Annotated in this window: 12 protein-coding genes; 9 read left to right on the top strand and 3 right to left on the bottom strand. The window is 70.8% G+C overall.

Annotated features, from left to right (window positions below; all coding sequences use genetic code 11):
• Positions 1-27 precede the first annotated feature (27 nt).
• The 5 genes from ACFPMG_RS28850 (at position 28) to xylB (ending at position 6128) form a co-directional block, all read left to right on the top strand.
• The gene (locus ACFPMG_RS28850; RefSeq protein ID WP_109068972.1) at positions 28-981 is read left to right on the top strand and encodes a substrate-binding domain-containing protein; all 954 of its coding nucleotides are present in this window, start codon (positions 28-30) and stop codon (positions 979-981) included.
• A 78-nt stretch (positions 982-1059) separates the two neighbouring features.
• Positions 1060-2115, top strand: a complete 1056-nt coding sequence (locus tag ACFPMG_RS28855; RefSeq protein ID WP_376998642.1) for a sugar phosphate isomerase/epimerase family protein — start codon at positions 1060-1062, stop codon at positions 2113-2115.
• A 13-nt stretch (positions 2116-2128) separates the two neighbouring features.
• The gene (locus tag ACFPMG_RS28860) at positions 2129-3304 is read left to right on the top strand and encodes a Gfo/Idh/MocA family protein (RefSeq protein WP_376998644.1); all 1176 of its coding nucleotides are present in this window, start codon (positions 2129-2131) and stop codon (positions 3302-3304) included.
• Positions 3305-3315: 11 nt separating this feature from the next.
• The gene (xylA, locus tag ACFPMG_RS28865) at positions 3316-4623 is read left to right on the top strand and encodes a xylose isomerase (protein WP_376998646.1); all 1308 of its coding nucleotides are present in this window, start codon (positions 3316-3318) and stop codon (positions 4621-4623) included.
• A 29-nt stretch (positions 4624-4652) separates the two neighbouring features.
• Positions 4653-6128 (top strand): xylulokinase, encoded by a 1476-nt coding sequence (gene xylB, locus ACFPMG_RS28870; protein ID WP_376998648.1) that lies wholly within the window; start codon positions 4653-4655, stop codon positions 6126-6128.
• Between the two features lie 6 nt (positions 6129-6134).
• Here xylB and ACFPMG_RS28875 read toward each other — a convergent pair whose 3' ends face one another.
• The 3 genes from ACFPMG_RS28875 to ACFPMG_RS28885 all read right to left on the bottom strand — a co-directional run bounded on the left by ACFPMG_RS28875 (position 6135) and on the right by ACFPMG_RS28885 (position 10694).
• Entirely contained in the window at positions 6135-6812 is a 678-nt protein-coding gene (locus ACFPMG_RS28875) for a GntR family transcriptional regulator (RefSeq protein ID WP_094305867.1), read from the bottom strand.
• Positions 6813-6924: 112 nt separating this feature from the next.
• A complete protein-coding gene (locus ACFPMG_RS28880; RefSeq protein WP_376998650.1) occupies positions 6925-7653 on the bottom strand; it encodes an amino acid ABC transporter ATP-binding protein in 729 nt (242 codons plus the stop codon).
• Between the two features lie 62 nt (positions 7654-7715).
• Entirely contained in the window at positions 7716-10694 is a 2979-nt protein-coding gene (locus tag ACFPMG_RS28885; protein ID WP_376998652.1) for an FAD-dependent oxidoreductase, read from the bottom strand.
• Positions 10695-10833: 139 nt separating this feature from the next.
• Here ACFPMG_RS28885 and dapA point away from each other — a divergent pair, with 139 nt between their 5' ends.
• The 4 genes from dapA (at position 10834) to ACFPMG_RS28905 (ending at position 14066) form a co-directional block, all read left to right on the top strand.
• Complete coding sequence (gene dapA, locus ACFPMG_RS28890) at positions 10834-11727, top strand: 4-hydroxy-tetrahydrodipicolinate synthase (RefSeq protein ID WP_114859251.1); 894 nt, start codon at positions 10834-10836, stop codon at positions 11725-11727.
• A 34-nt stretch (positions 11728-11761) separates the two neighbouring features.
• Positions 11762-12604: an ABC transporter substrate-binding protein gene (locus tag ACFPMG_RS28895; protein WP_376998655.1), complete on the top strand. Its 843-nt coding sequence runs from the start codon at positions 11762-11764 to the stop codon at positions 12602-12604.
• Positions 12605-12676: 72 nt separating this feature from the next.
• Positions 12677-13372, top strand: a complete 696-nt coding sequence (locus tag ACFPMG_RS28900; RefSeq protein WP_094305872.1) for an amino acid ABC transporter permease — start codon at positions 12677-12679, stop codon at positions 13370-13372.
• A gap of 10 nt (positions 13373-13382) precedes the next feature.
• On the top strand, positions 13383-14066 hold the full coding sequence (locus ACFPMG_RS28905; RefSeq protein WP_376998657.1) for a GntR family transcriptional regulator: 684 nt from the start codon (positions 13383-13385) through the stop codon (positions 14064-14066).
• The last annotated feature ends 10 nt before the right edge of the window (positions 14067-14076 follow it).

Below are 14076 nucleotides of genomic sequence, written 5' to 3' on the forward strand. Positions count from 1 at the left end.
AAAAACACGAAGAGGGAGGAATCGACCATGACGTTCCGTTTCGGTCTGGCCGCGGCGCTGGCCGCGGGCCTGATGGTGGCACCGGTCGCCGGCTGGGCGCAGCAGAAGATCAAGATGGGCGTGTCCATCCCCGCCGCGACGCACGGCTGGGCCGGCGGCCTCAACTGGCACGCCCAGCAGGCCGAGAAGCGGCTGGAGAAGCAGTACCCGAACCTCGACGTGGTGATCGTCACCGCCCGCGACGTCGGCCGTCAGGCCAACGACCTGGAGGATCTGGTCTCGGTGCAGCGGATCGACGCGCTGGTCATCCTGCCCTTCGAGTCCGCGCCGATGACCGACCCCGTGCGCGCCGTCAAGCAGGCCGGCAAGTTCGTCACGGTGGTGGACCGCGGCCTGACCGACCCGTCGATCCAGGACCTCTACGTCGCCGGCAACAACCCGCAGATGGGCGAGGTCTCCGCCCGGTTCATGAAGGAGAAGATGGGCGGCAAGGGCGACATCGTGGTGCTGCGCGGCATCCCGACCGTGATCGACAACCAGCGCGTCGACGCCTTCATGAAGGAGATCGAGGGCACCCAGATCAAGGTGCTGGGGATGCAGTACGCCAACTGGAACCGCGATGACGGCTTCAAGGTGATGCAGGACTTCCTGTCCCGCTTCCCGAAGATCGACGCGGTGTGGGCGCAGGACGACGACATCGCGCTCGGCGTCATCGAGGCGGTCAAGCAGGCCGGCCGCGAGAAGGAGATGTTCATCCTCGGCGGCGCCGGCATGAAGGACATGATCAAGCGCGTCATGGACAAGGACGTGCTGGTCCCCGCCGACGTCCTCTACCCGCCCGCGATGATCGCCGAGGCCATGGAGATCACCGCCAGGCATCTGGTGGAGAAGGCGCCGATCCAGAAGGAATACATCATCGAGGCGACGCTGGTGACCCCGGAGAACGCCGCGAAATACTACTACCCGGACTCGCCGTTCTAAGAACCTCTGCCCCCTCCCTGGCCCTCCCCCGCCTTTGGCGGTGGAGGGAACACCAGCACACTCATGGGGAGACCCATCATGAAGACGATCAAGGGGCCGGCGATCTTCCTCGCGCAGTTCGCGGGGGACGCGGCGCCGTTCAACAGCCTTCCGGCCATCGGCTCCTGGGCCGCCGGGCTGGGCTTCAAGGGCGTGCAGATCCCGTCCTGGGACGGCCGCCTGTTCGACCTCGCCCGGGCCGCGGAGAGCAAGGGCTACTGCGACGAGGTGAAGGGCGTGCTGGCCGAGGCCGGCGTGCAGATCACCGAGCTGTCCACCCACCTCCAGGGGCAGCTCGTCGCCGTGCACCCGGCCTATGACGAGGCCTTCGACGGCTTCGCCGCACCGGAGGTGCGCGGCAACCCGAAGGCCCGCCAGGAATGGGCGGTCAACCAGTTGCTGATGGCGGCCAAGGCCTCGGCCAACCTGGGGCTGACGGCGCACGTCACCTTCTCCGGCGCGCTGGCCTGGCCCTACGTCTACCCCTGGCCGCAGCGCCCGGCGGGGCTGATCGAAACCGCCTTCGACGAGTTGGCGCGGCGCTGGCGGCCGATCCTCGACGCCTTCGACGCGGCGGGGGTGGACCTCTGCTACGAGATCCATCCCGGCGAAGACCTGTTCGACGGCGCCACCTTCGAGATGTTCCTGGAGCGCGTCGGCAACCACCCGCGCTGCAACATCCTCTACGACCCCAGCCACTTCGTGCTGCAGCAGCTCGACTATCTCGGCTACATCGACGTCTATCACGAGCGGATCATGATGTTCCACGTCAAGGACGCGGAGTTCAACCCGTCCCCGCGCCAGGGCGTCTATTCCGGCTACCAGCCCTGGATCGGCCGGGCCGGGCGCTTCCGCTCGCTCGGCGACGGGCAGGTCGATTTCGGCGGCATCTTCTCCAAGCTGACCCAGTACGGCTTCGACGGCTGGGCGGTGCTGGAGTGGGAGTGCGCCATGAAGCACCCCGAGCAGGGGGCCGCCGAGGGCGCGCGGTTCATCGACGCGCACATCATCCGGGTGACCGAGAAGGCCTTCGACGACTTCGCCGGGGCCGGCACCGACGAGGCGGCCAACCGGCGCATGCTCGGCATCGGCTGAGCGGGAGGAGATCATGACCATCGAAGGGAAGACGGCCTCCGGGCCAAACCGCCGGCTGCGTCTGGGCATGGTCGGCGGCGGGCGGGGCGCCTTCATCGGGGCGGTGCACCGCATCGCCGCGCGCCTCGACGACCGTTACGAGCTGCGGGCCGGGGCGCTCTCGTCCGACCCGGAGCGCTGCCAAGCCAGCGGCGCCGACCTGTTCCTGCCGCCGGAGCGCTGCTACGCCAGCTTCGCGGAAATGGCGCGGGCCGAGGCGGCGCGCGACGACGGCATCGACGTGGTCAGCATCGTCACGCCCAACCACCTCCACCACGACGCCGCCAAGGCGTTCCTGGAGGCGGGCATCCACGTCATCTGCGACAAGCCGCTGACCACCACGGTGGAGGACGCGGAGGATCTGGCGGCGGCGGTGGAGCGCAGCGGCCTCGTCTTCGCGCTGACCCACAACTACACGGGCTACCCGATGGTGCGGCAGGCCCGCGCCATGGTGGCGGCCGGTGACCTGGGCGCCCTCCGCGTCGTGCAGGTCGAATACCCGCAGGACTGGCTGAGCACCCGGCTGGAGGAGAGCGGGCAGAAGCAGGCGGAATGGCGGACCGACCCGGCGCGCAGCGGCATCGCCGGCTGCGTCGGCGACATCGGCACCCACGCCTTCCAGCTGGCGGAGTTCGTCACCGGCCTGCGCTGCACGCGGATCGCCGCCGACCTGACCGCCTTCGTGGAGGGGCGCCGGCTCGACGACAACGCGCATATGATGCTGCGCTTCGGCAACGGCGCGCGCGGCATGCTGTGGGCGAGCCAAGTGGCGCCCGGCCATGAGAACGGGCTGCGCCTGCGCGTCTACGGCGACAAGGGCGGGCTGGAGTGGTTCCAGGAGCAGCCGAACCACCTGCGCTTCAGCCCGCTCGGCGAGCCGCCGCGCACCATCACCCGCGGCGGCCCCGGATCGGATGAAGCGGCGGCGCACGCCACGCGCATCCCCTCAGGCCATCCCGAAGGCTATCTGGAAGGCTTCGCCCAGATCTACCGCGACACCGCCGACCTGATCGTCGCCCGCATGGGCGGTGCCGCCGCCGGTGAGCAAACGGCCCTCGTCCCCACCGTCCGGGACGGCGTGCGCGGCGTGCGCTTCATCCACGCCGCCGTGGAATCGAGCCGCCGGGACGCCGCCTGGGTCGAGATTTGAAAGGATTTGCCATGACCGAAGCCTATTTCACCGGCGTCGAGCGCATCCGCTACGAGGGGCCGGACAGCGACACCCCGCTCGCCTACCGCTGGTACGACCCCGACCGCATGGTCCTGGGCCGGCGGATGGCCGACCACCTGCGCGTCGCCGTCTGCTACTGGCACAGCTTCTGCTGGCCCGGTTCCGATCCCTTCGGCGGCGGCACGCTGGACCGGCCCTGGATGCGCGCCGGCGATCCGGTGGCGCTGGCCGAGACGAAGATGGATGTGGCGTTCGAGCTGTTCGAGAAGCTCGGCGCACCCTTCTTCACCTTCCACGACCGCGACGTGGCGCCCGAGATGGGCTCCCTGCGGGAAACCCAGGCGACCTTCGCCCGCCTGACCGAGCGGTTGCAGGGCTGCATCGAGCGCAGCGGTGTCAAGCTGCTGTGGGGCACCGCCAACCTGTTCTCGCACCCCCGCTACATGGCCGGCGCGGCCACCAACCCCGACCCGGAGGTCTTCGCCTGCGCCGCGGCGCAGGTGCGCGATGCGCTGGAGGCGACGCACCGGCTGGGCGGCGTCAATTACGTGCTGTGGGGCGGGCGCGAGGGCTACGACACGCTGCTCAACACCGACATGGCGCGCGAGCTGGACCAGCTCGGCCGCTTCCTGACGATGGTGGTCGAGCACAAGCACAAGATCGGCTTCACCGGCACCATTCTGATCGAGCCGAAGCCCATGGAGCCGACCAAGCACCAGTACGACCACGATGTGGCGACGGTCTACGGCTTCCTGAAGCGCTACGGGCTGGAGAGGGAGGTCGCCGTCAACATCGAGGTCAACCACGCCACCCTGGCCGGCCACAGCTTCGAGCACGAGGTGGCGACGGCGCAGGCACTGGGCATCTTCGGCTCCATCGACATGAACCGGGGCGACCCGCAGAACGGCTGGGACACCGACCAGTTCCCCAACGACCATGTGGAGCTGGCGCTGCCCATGGCGCGCATCCTGGAGGCGGGTGGTTTCACCACCGGGGGCTTCAACTTCGACGCCAAGATCCGGCGCCAGAGCGTCGCGCCGGACGACCTGCTGCACGCCCATGTCGGCGGCATCGACACGCTGGCCCGCGCGCTGTTGGCCGGGGCGCGCCTCGTCGAGGACGGCCGGCTGCGCAGCCTGCGCGCGGAGCGCTACGCCGGCTGGAAGGGCGATCTCGGGCAAAGGCTCCTCGGCGGGCTGGATCTGGCCGGCGCGGCGGACGCCGGCCTCGGCCTCGATCCACGGCCGCGCTCGGGCCGCCAGGAGATGCTGGAGAATCTGGTGAACCGCCTTGTCTGAGGCTGCCGGCTGATTGGGGGGGAGGGTCCATGTATCTCGGCATCGACCTGGGGACGTCCGGCGTCAAGGCGGTGCTGGTCGACGAAGCACAGCGCCTCGTCGGCCAGTCCACCGCGCCGTTGGAGGTCAGCCGCCCGCACCCGCTGTGGTCGGAGCAGGACCCGGAGGACTGGTGGGCCGCCACCGGCCGCGCCGTCGCCGGACTGCGCGCCGCCCATCCCGACGCCATGGCGGCGGTGCGGGGGATCGGGTTGTCGGGGCAGATGCACGGGGCGACCCTGCTCGACAAAGGCGACCGCGTGCTGCGCCCGGCCATCCTGTGGAACGACGGGCGCAGCGGCGCCGAATGCGCGGAGCTGGAGCGCCGCGCGCCCAACCTGCGCGCCATCGCCGGCAACCGCGCCATGCCCGGCTTCACCGCGCCCAAGCTGCTGTGGGTCGCGACGCACGAGCCGGACCTGTTCACGGCGGTCGCCAAGGTGCTGCTGCCCAAGGACTGGCTGCGCCTGCGCATGACCGGCGACCACGCCTCGGACCTCTCGGATTCCGCCGGCACGCTGTGGCTGGACGTCGGCCGACGCGCGTGGTCGGACGAGCTGCTGGCCGCCACGGGGCTCGGCGAGGCGCACATGCCGAGGCTGTACGAAGGATGCCAGCCCACCGGCGCGCTGCGGGCGGAGGTCGCCGCCGAGTGGGGCGTTCCGCCGGGAACCGTGGTGGCGGCCGGGGCCGGCGACAACGCCGCCGGTGCCGTGGGGGTCGGGGTGGTGGCGCCGGGCAGCGCCTTCCTGTCGCTGGGCACCTCGGGCGTGCTGTTCGTCAGCGGCGAGCGCTTCGCCCCCAATCCCGAGCGCGGGGTGCACGCCTTCTGCCACGCCCTGCCCGGCCGCTGGCACCAGATGTCGGTGATGCTGAGCGCGGCGAGCTGCCTGTCCTTCGCCGCCCGCCTGACCGGCGCCGTGGACGAGGCGTCGCTGCTGCGCGAGGCCGAGTCTCATGGCGGCGACCCCGGCGCGCTGGTCTTCCTGCCCTATCTGTCGGGGGAGCGCACACCGCACAACGACCCGCACGCCAAGGGCGTGTTCTTCGGCCTGACCCATGACACCGACCGCGGGGCGCTCGCCCGCTCGGTGCTGGAGGGGGTGGCCTTCGCCTTCGCCGACGGGCTGGACGCCCTGGAAGAGGCCGGCGGGCGCGTCGAGCGGTTCCTGGTGATTGGCGGCGGCGCGCGCAGCGCCCTGTGGGGCCGCATCCTGGCCAGCGCGCTCGGCCGGCCGCTCGACTACCCGGCAGGGGGCGAGGTCGGCCCGGCCTTCGGGGCGGCCCGACTGGCCCGCCTCGCGGTGACCGGCGAGGAGCCGGAAACCGTGTGCCGACCCCTGGAGATCCGCCACACCGTGGAGCCGGACCCGGCCCTGGCCGCTGCCTTGGCACCGCGTCGCCGCCTGTTCCGCCGCCTCTACGGGGACCTGACGGCGGCCTTCCGCGAGGCCGACGGGGCCTGACGCTGCTCAGCTCTTGGCGATCTCGCCCAGCACGTCCTTGGCGAGGCTGCGGATGTGCCCCTCCATGGCGGCGCGGGCCTGCGCCGGGTCGCCGGTTTCCAGGGCGGCGATGACGTCGAGATGCTCGTCGCAGTCGGGACGGATGCGCGACGGCAGGCCGGACAGCTCGAACAGCCGCGTGGTCACCCGCAGGTCGCGGATGATCTGCGCCAGCACCGCGTTGCCGGACGCCTCGGCGATCAGGGTGTGCAGCTCCTCGTCGGCCGCCCAATGGTCCTCGAAGCGGATCTTGGGCTCGTCGCGCAGCCGCAGCATCTCGGCCTTGATCGCCTGCAGGCGGGCCGGGTCGACCCGCGACGCGGCGGCGGCGATCGCCTCCCCCTCCAGGATCTCGCGCAGGCGCATGCTCTGGAAATACTCGCGGTTGGAGACCTCGCGCACCCGGTAGGGGCGATTGAACTCCTTGCGGATCAGCCCCTCGCTGGCCAGCCGGACCAGCGCCTCGCGGATCGGCGTGCGCGAGATGCTGAGCGCGGTGGCCAGCCGGTCCTCGACGATCACCTCGCCGCTGGGGATGCGGCGGTCGAGGATCATCTCCAGGATGGTCCGGTAGGCCATGCTCGCCAGATTCACGCCGGCGGTTGCCGGGCTCGCGGTTTTCGGGCCGTCCATGTCCGTGCTCATACCAAGTCCTGCCACCTGACGCTGATTGCTTCCTAACAAAGCAGACGAATCGTTGTCCTGCAAAGGTTCTGAGCGATCCGTCCGGATGGCGGGATGCGGTGCGGCGCTCTCCTCAGTGTTGCAGGATCTTGGCGAGGAACTGGGTGGCGCGCTCCGAGCGCTGGGTCTCGAAGAATTCGGTCTTGGTGCAGTCCTCGATGATGCTGCCATGGTCCATGAAGATCACCCGGTGGGCGACCTTGCGGGCGAAGCCCATCTCGTGGGTGACGCAGATCATCGTCATGCCCTCGTTGGCCAGCTCGACCATGACGTCGAGCACCTCGTTGATCATCTCCGGGTCGAGCGCGGAGGTCGGCTCGTCGAACAGGATGGCGATCGGGTCCATCGCCAGCGCGCGGGCGATGGCGACGCGCTGCTGCTGCCCGCCGGAGAGTTGGCCGGGATACTTGTGCGCCTGATTGCCCAGCCCGACCCGCGTCAGCAGCGCCTCGCCCTTGGCCTCGGCCTCCGCCGTCGGGCGGCCCAGCACCTTGCGCTGCGACAGGGTCAGGTTCTGCATGATGGTCAGGTGGGGGAACAGCTCGAAATTCTGGAACACCATGCCGACGCGGGCGCGCAGCGCCGTCATGTTGGTGCCGCGCCCGCCGACGTCGATGCCGTCCACCTGGATGCGGCCGGACTGGAAGGGCTCCAGCCCGTTGACGCACTTGATCAGCGTCGACTTGCCCGAGCCGGAGGGGCCGCAGACCACCACGACCTCCCCCTTCCGCACGGTGGTCGTGCAGTTCTTCAGGACCTGGAAGGTGCCGTAGTGTTTGCTGACGTTCTCAATGGCGATCATGCGGCTTCTCTTGCGGATGGGCGGCGCCGCTGCGGCGCCGGGCGTTGGATGGGAAGGGGCGCTCAGCGGAACCGGTCGAGCAGGAAGGGCGTCGGGTCGATGTCGGTGCGGCCGTCCAGCAGCAGGTCGGCGGTCATGCGGGCGACGACCGGGGCCAGCGTGTAGCCGTTCGAGGTCACCGTGTTGAAGAATCCGGGCAACCCCGGCACCGGGCCGATGATCGGCGCCCCGTCGATGTTGATGTTCATCGCCGCCCAGGCGCGCACCACATGCAGCCCGGCGATCTGCGGCAGCACATGGCGGGCGACCCACAGGTTGCCCTCGATGCTGGAGCGCGACACCGTGTTGAAGCGGCGCGCCGGGTCGAAGACGGCGGTCCAGGCGCCGCCGATGATCAGCCCGCCGGTGACCGCCTGCTTCAGGCTGAGATGGCGGTCGGCGTGGGCGACGAGCTGGCCGACCAGCTTGGGCGCCGGCTCGGTGACGATCATCTGCAGCGGCGCGCTGTGCACCGGCACGTCGATGCCGACCAGCCGCCCGGTCTCGCGCGCCCAGGGGCCGCTGGCGTTGATGATCTGCTTCGCGCGGATGCGGCAGCGCGGGGTGTCCACCCGCCAGCCGCCGCCCTCCACCGCGGGCGCGGCGGCGATGCCGGTGACGTTGACCCCGCGCAGGAAGCGGGCGCCCTGGCGGCGCGCCTGCTCCAGCACGGCGTAGGTCGCGCGCAGCGGGTTGATCTTGCCCTCCTGCGGGGCGTATTCGGCGCCGACCAGTTCGTCGGACAAAGCGGGGGCGAGGCGGCGCAGCTCGGCCGCGTCGATGATGGCGTTCTCGACGCCGTACCGCCGCTCCAGCGCCGCCTTGGCGCGCAGGAACTCCATGCCGGCCGGGCTGTCGGCGACCATCAGCCCGCCGGTGACGGCCAGTTCGAAGTCGGCGCCGCAGGCGCGCTCCAGGTCGCGCCACAGCGCGATGGAGCGCGGGCCGAGCGCCAGCGTCGCCGCCGCCGGCCCGCCGCCCGCCTCGGCCTTGGCGCCGAAGTCGAAGGACAGCAGCTGGACGTGCAGGCTGCCGGCGTTGGCGCCCGAGGCCTGCAGGTTGGTGTCGCCGCGCTCGACCACCAGCACGTCGCGGCCGGCCTGGGTCAGGTAGTAGGCGAGGCAGGCCCCGACCACGCCGCCGCCGACGATCAGGATCTCGGCCTCCTGGTCGGGCAGCGGGCCGTCCTCCAGCGGGCGGGCAAGGTTGGGGGTGATGGCGCGCTGGTGGCCGCCCCACTCCGGCTTCTCGAAGGCGAAGGCGCCGGCCGGGGTCGGCTTGGCCGGCAGGCGCGGCGCCAGATACTGCTCGGCGGCGCGCGGCCGGCCGGTGGCCTGCTCCAGCAGCAGGGCGGCGGTCGCGGCGCAGTAGCGGCCCTGGCAGCGCCCCATGCCGAGCCGGGTGTTGCGCTTCAGCGCGGCGAGGCTGTCATGGCCGGCGGCGATCTCGGCGCGGACCTGCCCGAAGGTGACCTCCTCGCAGCGGCACAGCATCGCCTCGTCGGGCACGGCGTCGAGACGCGGCGGCGGTGCCTGGTAGATCGACCACAGCGCGGCCTGGAAGCCCTCGGCCCGCCGCAGGTCGGTCCGCGCCCGCCGGCCCTGCTCCGGGTCGGTGTCGGCGAAGCCGAGCTGGGCGGCGGCGGCGATCCCGGCGAGGGTTCCGCGCGCCTGCGCCACCTTCGACCCGCCGAGATCGACGCCGTCGCCGACCGCAAAGACGCCGGGCAGGCTGGTGGCGCCGTCCTCCGCCGTTTCGGTGGCGAGGTAGCCGAGATGGCGGTCGACCAGCCGGTGGGCGCAGCCGAGCGCGCGGGCGATCTCGGTGGAGGGAATGAAGCCGTAGCCCAGGCACAACGCGTCGGCGGGGACGGCGACCGCCTCGCCCAGCCGCGGCGCGCCGTCGGCGCCGAGCGGGGCGTAGCGCACATGGTCCAGACGCTCCGCGCCCTCCGCTGCGCCCTCTGCCGCGCCCTCCGCCGCGACGACCCCGTGCGACCACAGCACCGGCACCCCGGCGCGCCGCAGCCGCAGCAGATAGCGGGCGCCGTCGCCGATCAGGCCGGGGGCCGAGCGGACGGCCGTCCACAGGGCGCGCCACTGGGCGGGCGACGGGCGCGGCGCGCTTTCCAGCACGGCGGCCACCGTGACGCCGCCCTCCACCAACTCGCAGGCCAGTTGCAGGTTGAGCGGGCCGTTGCCGGCGATCACCACCCGGCGGCCGGGCGCCACCCGGTAGGCGCGCGCCAGGGTCTGCCCGGCCCCGGTCGTCATCACGCCGGGCAGCGTCCAGCCCGCAAAGGGCGCCGGCCGTTCGTAAGCGCCGCTGGCGATCACCAGCCGGCGCGGCCGGAAGACGGTCTCGCGCCCGGCGACGACGGCGACCACCTCGTCCGGCGCGTGGGCGCCCCACACCGTCGCCTCCTGGACGATCGTCGCGCCGGCCAGCCGCGCCGCGTCGACCAGGGCGCGGCCGGCGCGGAACTGTCGGTCGGTCGGCCGGTCTGCGCGGTGCGAGGGGGCCAGCGGCTTGAAATACTGCCCGCCGCTCTGCGGCCGTTCGTCGAGCACGACCACATCGGCGCCGCGCCGCGCCGCTGCTTCCGCCGCCGCCAGACCGGCCGGGCCGGCGCCAAGCACCAGCAGGTCGGGCGCCCGCTCCTCCGGAGCCGCACCCTGCGGCGGCGGCACCAGCGGGACCAGCGGATCGGCGGCGGTGCCGGCCGGCGGCTGCGAACGGACGACCTGACCCTCGGCCACCTTGGTCAGGCAGGCGCGCTGGCTCGCCTTGCCGTCCACCGTCACCAGACACTCGAAACAGGCACCCATCCCGCAATAGAGGCCGCGCCGCCCGCCGTCGCGGGTGTGGCGGTAGGCGGCGACGCCGTGCGCCGCCAGGGCGGCCGCCACGGTCTCCCCAGCCAGCGCGGGAATCCGCTCGCCGTCGTAGGTGATCTCGATGAGGGCGCCGTCGCGGCGGACGCTTGGATGTTCGAGGCGCATGGGCGGGCGGCTGTGTCCGGATTGCGGTGGGAAGCGGCTTTTCGGGGGTGCGTCAAAATGCGCTGGATTCCTGTATACAGATAGTATACGAGTAGTATTTAGGCAAGGTCAAAAATTAGGCAGGAGCTTGGGGGAACCCATGACGGCATTGCGCGGCACCTACACGGTTCTCATCACCCCCTTCACCGCCGACGGTGGTGCGGTGGACGTTCCGGCCCTGAAGAAGCTGGTGAACTGGCAGATCGAGCAGGGCATCCACGGGCTGATCCCGCTCGGCAGCACCGGCGAGTTCCTGTCGATGACCCCGGAGGAGCGGGCCCAGGTCATCGAGATCTGCGTGCAGGAATCGGCGGGCCGCGTGCCCGTGCTGATCGGCACCGGCGCCGAATGGACCCGCGACGCCGTCGCCCACGCCAAGGAAGCGGAGCGGATGGGTGCCGACGGGATCATGGTGATCCCGCCCTATTACAGCTCCCCGACCCCCGACGAGCTGTTCGAGCATTACCGCCGCATCGGCGAGGCGATCTCGCTGCCGGTGATGATCTACAACAACCCGGCGACCGCCAACGTCGACCTCACCCCGCCGATCGTCGCGCGGCTGAGCGAGATCGACAACGTGCTCTACATCAAGGAATCGACGCTGGAGGTGACGCGGGTCCGCGACATCATCGAGCTGTGCGGCGACCGCATGACGGTGTTCGCCGGCATCCTCGGCTACGAATCCTTCTGGCTCGGCGCCCAGGGCTGGGTCGCCGTCTGCTCCAACCTGATCCCGCGCGATTCGGCCCGGCTGTTCGAGCTGGTGGCCGACCACAACGACAAGGATCAGGCGCTGGCGCTCTACAAGAAGATGCTGCCGATCGTCCGCTGGGTCGGCGGCCACCGCTACGTCGCCGCGTCGAAGACCGGGCTGGGCATGATGGGCCTTCCCGTCGGCGACCCGCGCGCGCCGCGCCTGCCGCTGCCGGCGGGCGATGCCGAGGCCCTGCGCGCCGATCTGGCGGCTTACGGGCTGATCAACTCCCTCGCCTGATCACTTCGCCTGAACACGAGAGAAGGTGACCACGATGACCATTCGTACGCTGCTGATCGCCGCCGGCCTGACCCTGTTCGCGCTGCCGGCTGCCGCCCAAACCGCCGCCCAAACCGCCGGCTGCAAGCCGGCGGTCGCCGATTCCGAGCTGATCAAGCCCGGCACGCTGGTGATGTCGACCAACCCGACCCTGCCGCCGATGCAGTTCGTCGATTCCAACGGCGTGCTGAAGGGCATGCGCATCACGCTGGGCAACGAGATCGCCAAGCGTCTCTGCCTGACGCCGGAGTATGTCCGCATCGAGTTCTCGGCGATGATCCCCGGTCTCCAGGCCGGCCGCTGGGACCTGATCAACACCGGCATCTTCTGGACCGAGGAGCGGGCCAAGATGATGCCGATGATCAACTATGAATCCCAGGCGATCAGCATCTCGGTGTCCAAGGGCAACCCGCTGAAGATCACCAAGCCGGAGGACCTGTCGGGCCGCCCGGTCGGCGTCGAGCTGGGCGGCTTCGAGGAGCGCAAGCTGCGCGAACTCGACAAGATGATTGTCGCCAAGGGCCTGAAGCCGATCGAGATCAAGACCTTCGACAACTTCGCCACGGCCTATCAGGCGCTGCGCGCCGGCCAGACCGAGGCGTCGGTGGCGATCGACCCGACGGCGGCCGAATACAGCAAGCGCGGCGACTTCGACCGCGCCCTGCACGGCCTGTTCCCCACCCCCGTCGCCCTGGCGATGAAGAGCAAGGCGCTGAGCGAGGCCGTGGTGGCCGTCCTCAACGACATGCAGAAGGACGGCTCCTACAAGGCCCTGATGGAGGAGTACGGCCTGCTGCCCAACGACGGCGCCTTCAAGGTCAACGGCCCGGGCATGTGAGTGGGTGCGGGCGGCGGCGGGGCGCGTCCCGGCCGCCGCCCGCGCGACGGATAAGAGCGAAAGGTTGACGGAATGACCAGCGGCTGGAACTGGGACGGCTTCTTCGACTACCTGTTCAACGGTTACCTGCTCAGCGGAGCGATCACGACCCTGTGGCTGACGCTGGCGGGCATCGCCGGCGGTCTGGTGGTCGGCTGCCTGCTGGCGCTGCTGCGGCTGTCGCCCTACCGCTGGGTGTCGGCGGCGGCGCAGGCCTACATCTGGGTGTTCCGCGGCACGCCGCTGCTGGTCCAGCTCATCATCATCTACACCGGCCTGCCGCAGATCGGCATCAAGCTGTCGGTGACGGAATCCGCGCTGATCGGTCTGATCCTCAACGAGGCCGCCTATCTGGCCGAGATCATCCGCGGCGGCATTCTCGGCGTCGCCGCCGGGCAGAGCAACGCCGGCCGCGCGCTCGGCCTGAACTCGGCCCAGGTGATGGTCTACATCGTGCTGCCGCAGGCCATCCGCATCATCATCCCGGCGCTGGGCAACAGCGTGAACGGGCTGCTGAAGACGACCTCGGTCACCTCCGTCATCTCGATGGAGGAGCTGCTGCGCAGCACCCAGCTGCTCATCCAGGAGCGCTTCATGGTGCTGGAGCTGTTCACGGTGGCCGCCCTCTACTATCTGCTGATGACCTCGCTGTGGGACATCGTCCAGCGCCGCATCGAGCGCCATTTCGGCCGCGCCTACCGCAACATCGCGATCGTCGACGGCCAGTGAGGCTCCGGTCATGACTCCCCCCCTGCCCGACCCGCTGTTCCCCCGGCCCGCCAACCTCGGCGACCAGACCTACGGGCATCTGCGCGAGCTGATCCTCAGCCGCCAGATCCCCGGCGGCGCCGAGGTGCCGGAGGGGCGGCTGGCGGAGCGGCTGAGCGTGTCGCGCACGCCGATGCGCGAGGCGCTGGTCCGGCTGGTCGGCGAGGGGCTGCTGGAGCGCACCAGCGAGCGCAGCTACCGCGTCCGCGTCGTCTCGGCCCGCGAGTTCTTCGAGTGCATGCAGATGCGCGAGCTGCTGGAGTGCCACGCCATCGAGACGGCGGTACCGCTGGTCGGCGACGCCGACCTCGCCGAGCTGCGGCGCGGGCTCGAATCGCTGGACGGCAGCGAGGACGACATGCAGCACTGGCTCTACGACAACCACTTCCACAGCTTCTTCGCCCGCGTCAGCGGCAACGCGACGCTGGCCGAGACCATCACGCGCATGCGCGTCGTCGCACGCCTGTTCCGCATCTCCAGCACCTTCCACCGCAAGGGCGAGATCGACACGGAGCACCGGGCGGTGCTGGAGGCGGTCGAGCGGCGCGACGTGGCCGCCGCCAAGGCCGCCATGCTGGCGCATCTGCGCAACCTCCAGGACGACGCCCGCCGCGCCATCGCCGCCGAGGCCAATCCGGGCGGCTATTTTTTGTAATCCGGACCCG

Source organism: Azospirillum himalayense, from assembly GCF_042657465.1.
In the GTDB taxonomy this organism is placed as follows: Bacteria; Pseudomonadota; Alphaproteobacteria; order Azospirillales; family Azospirillaceae; genus Azospirillum; species Azospirillum himalayense.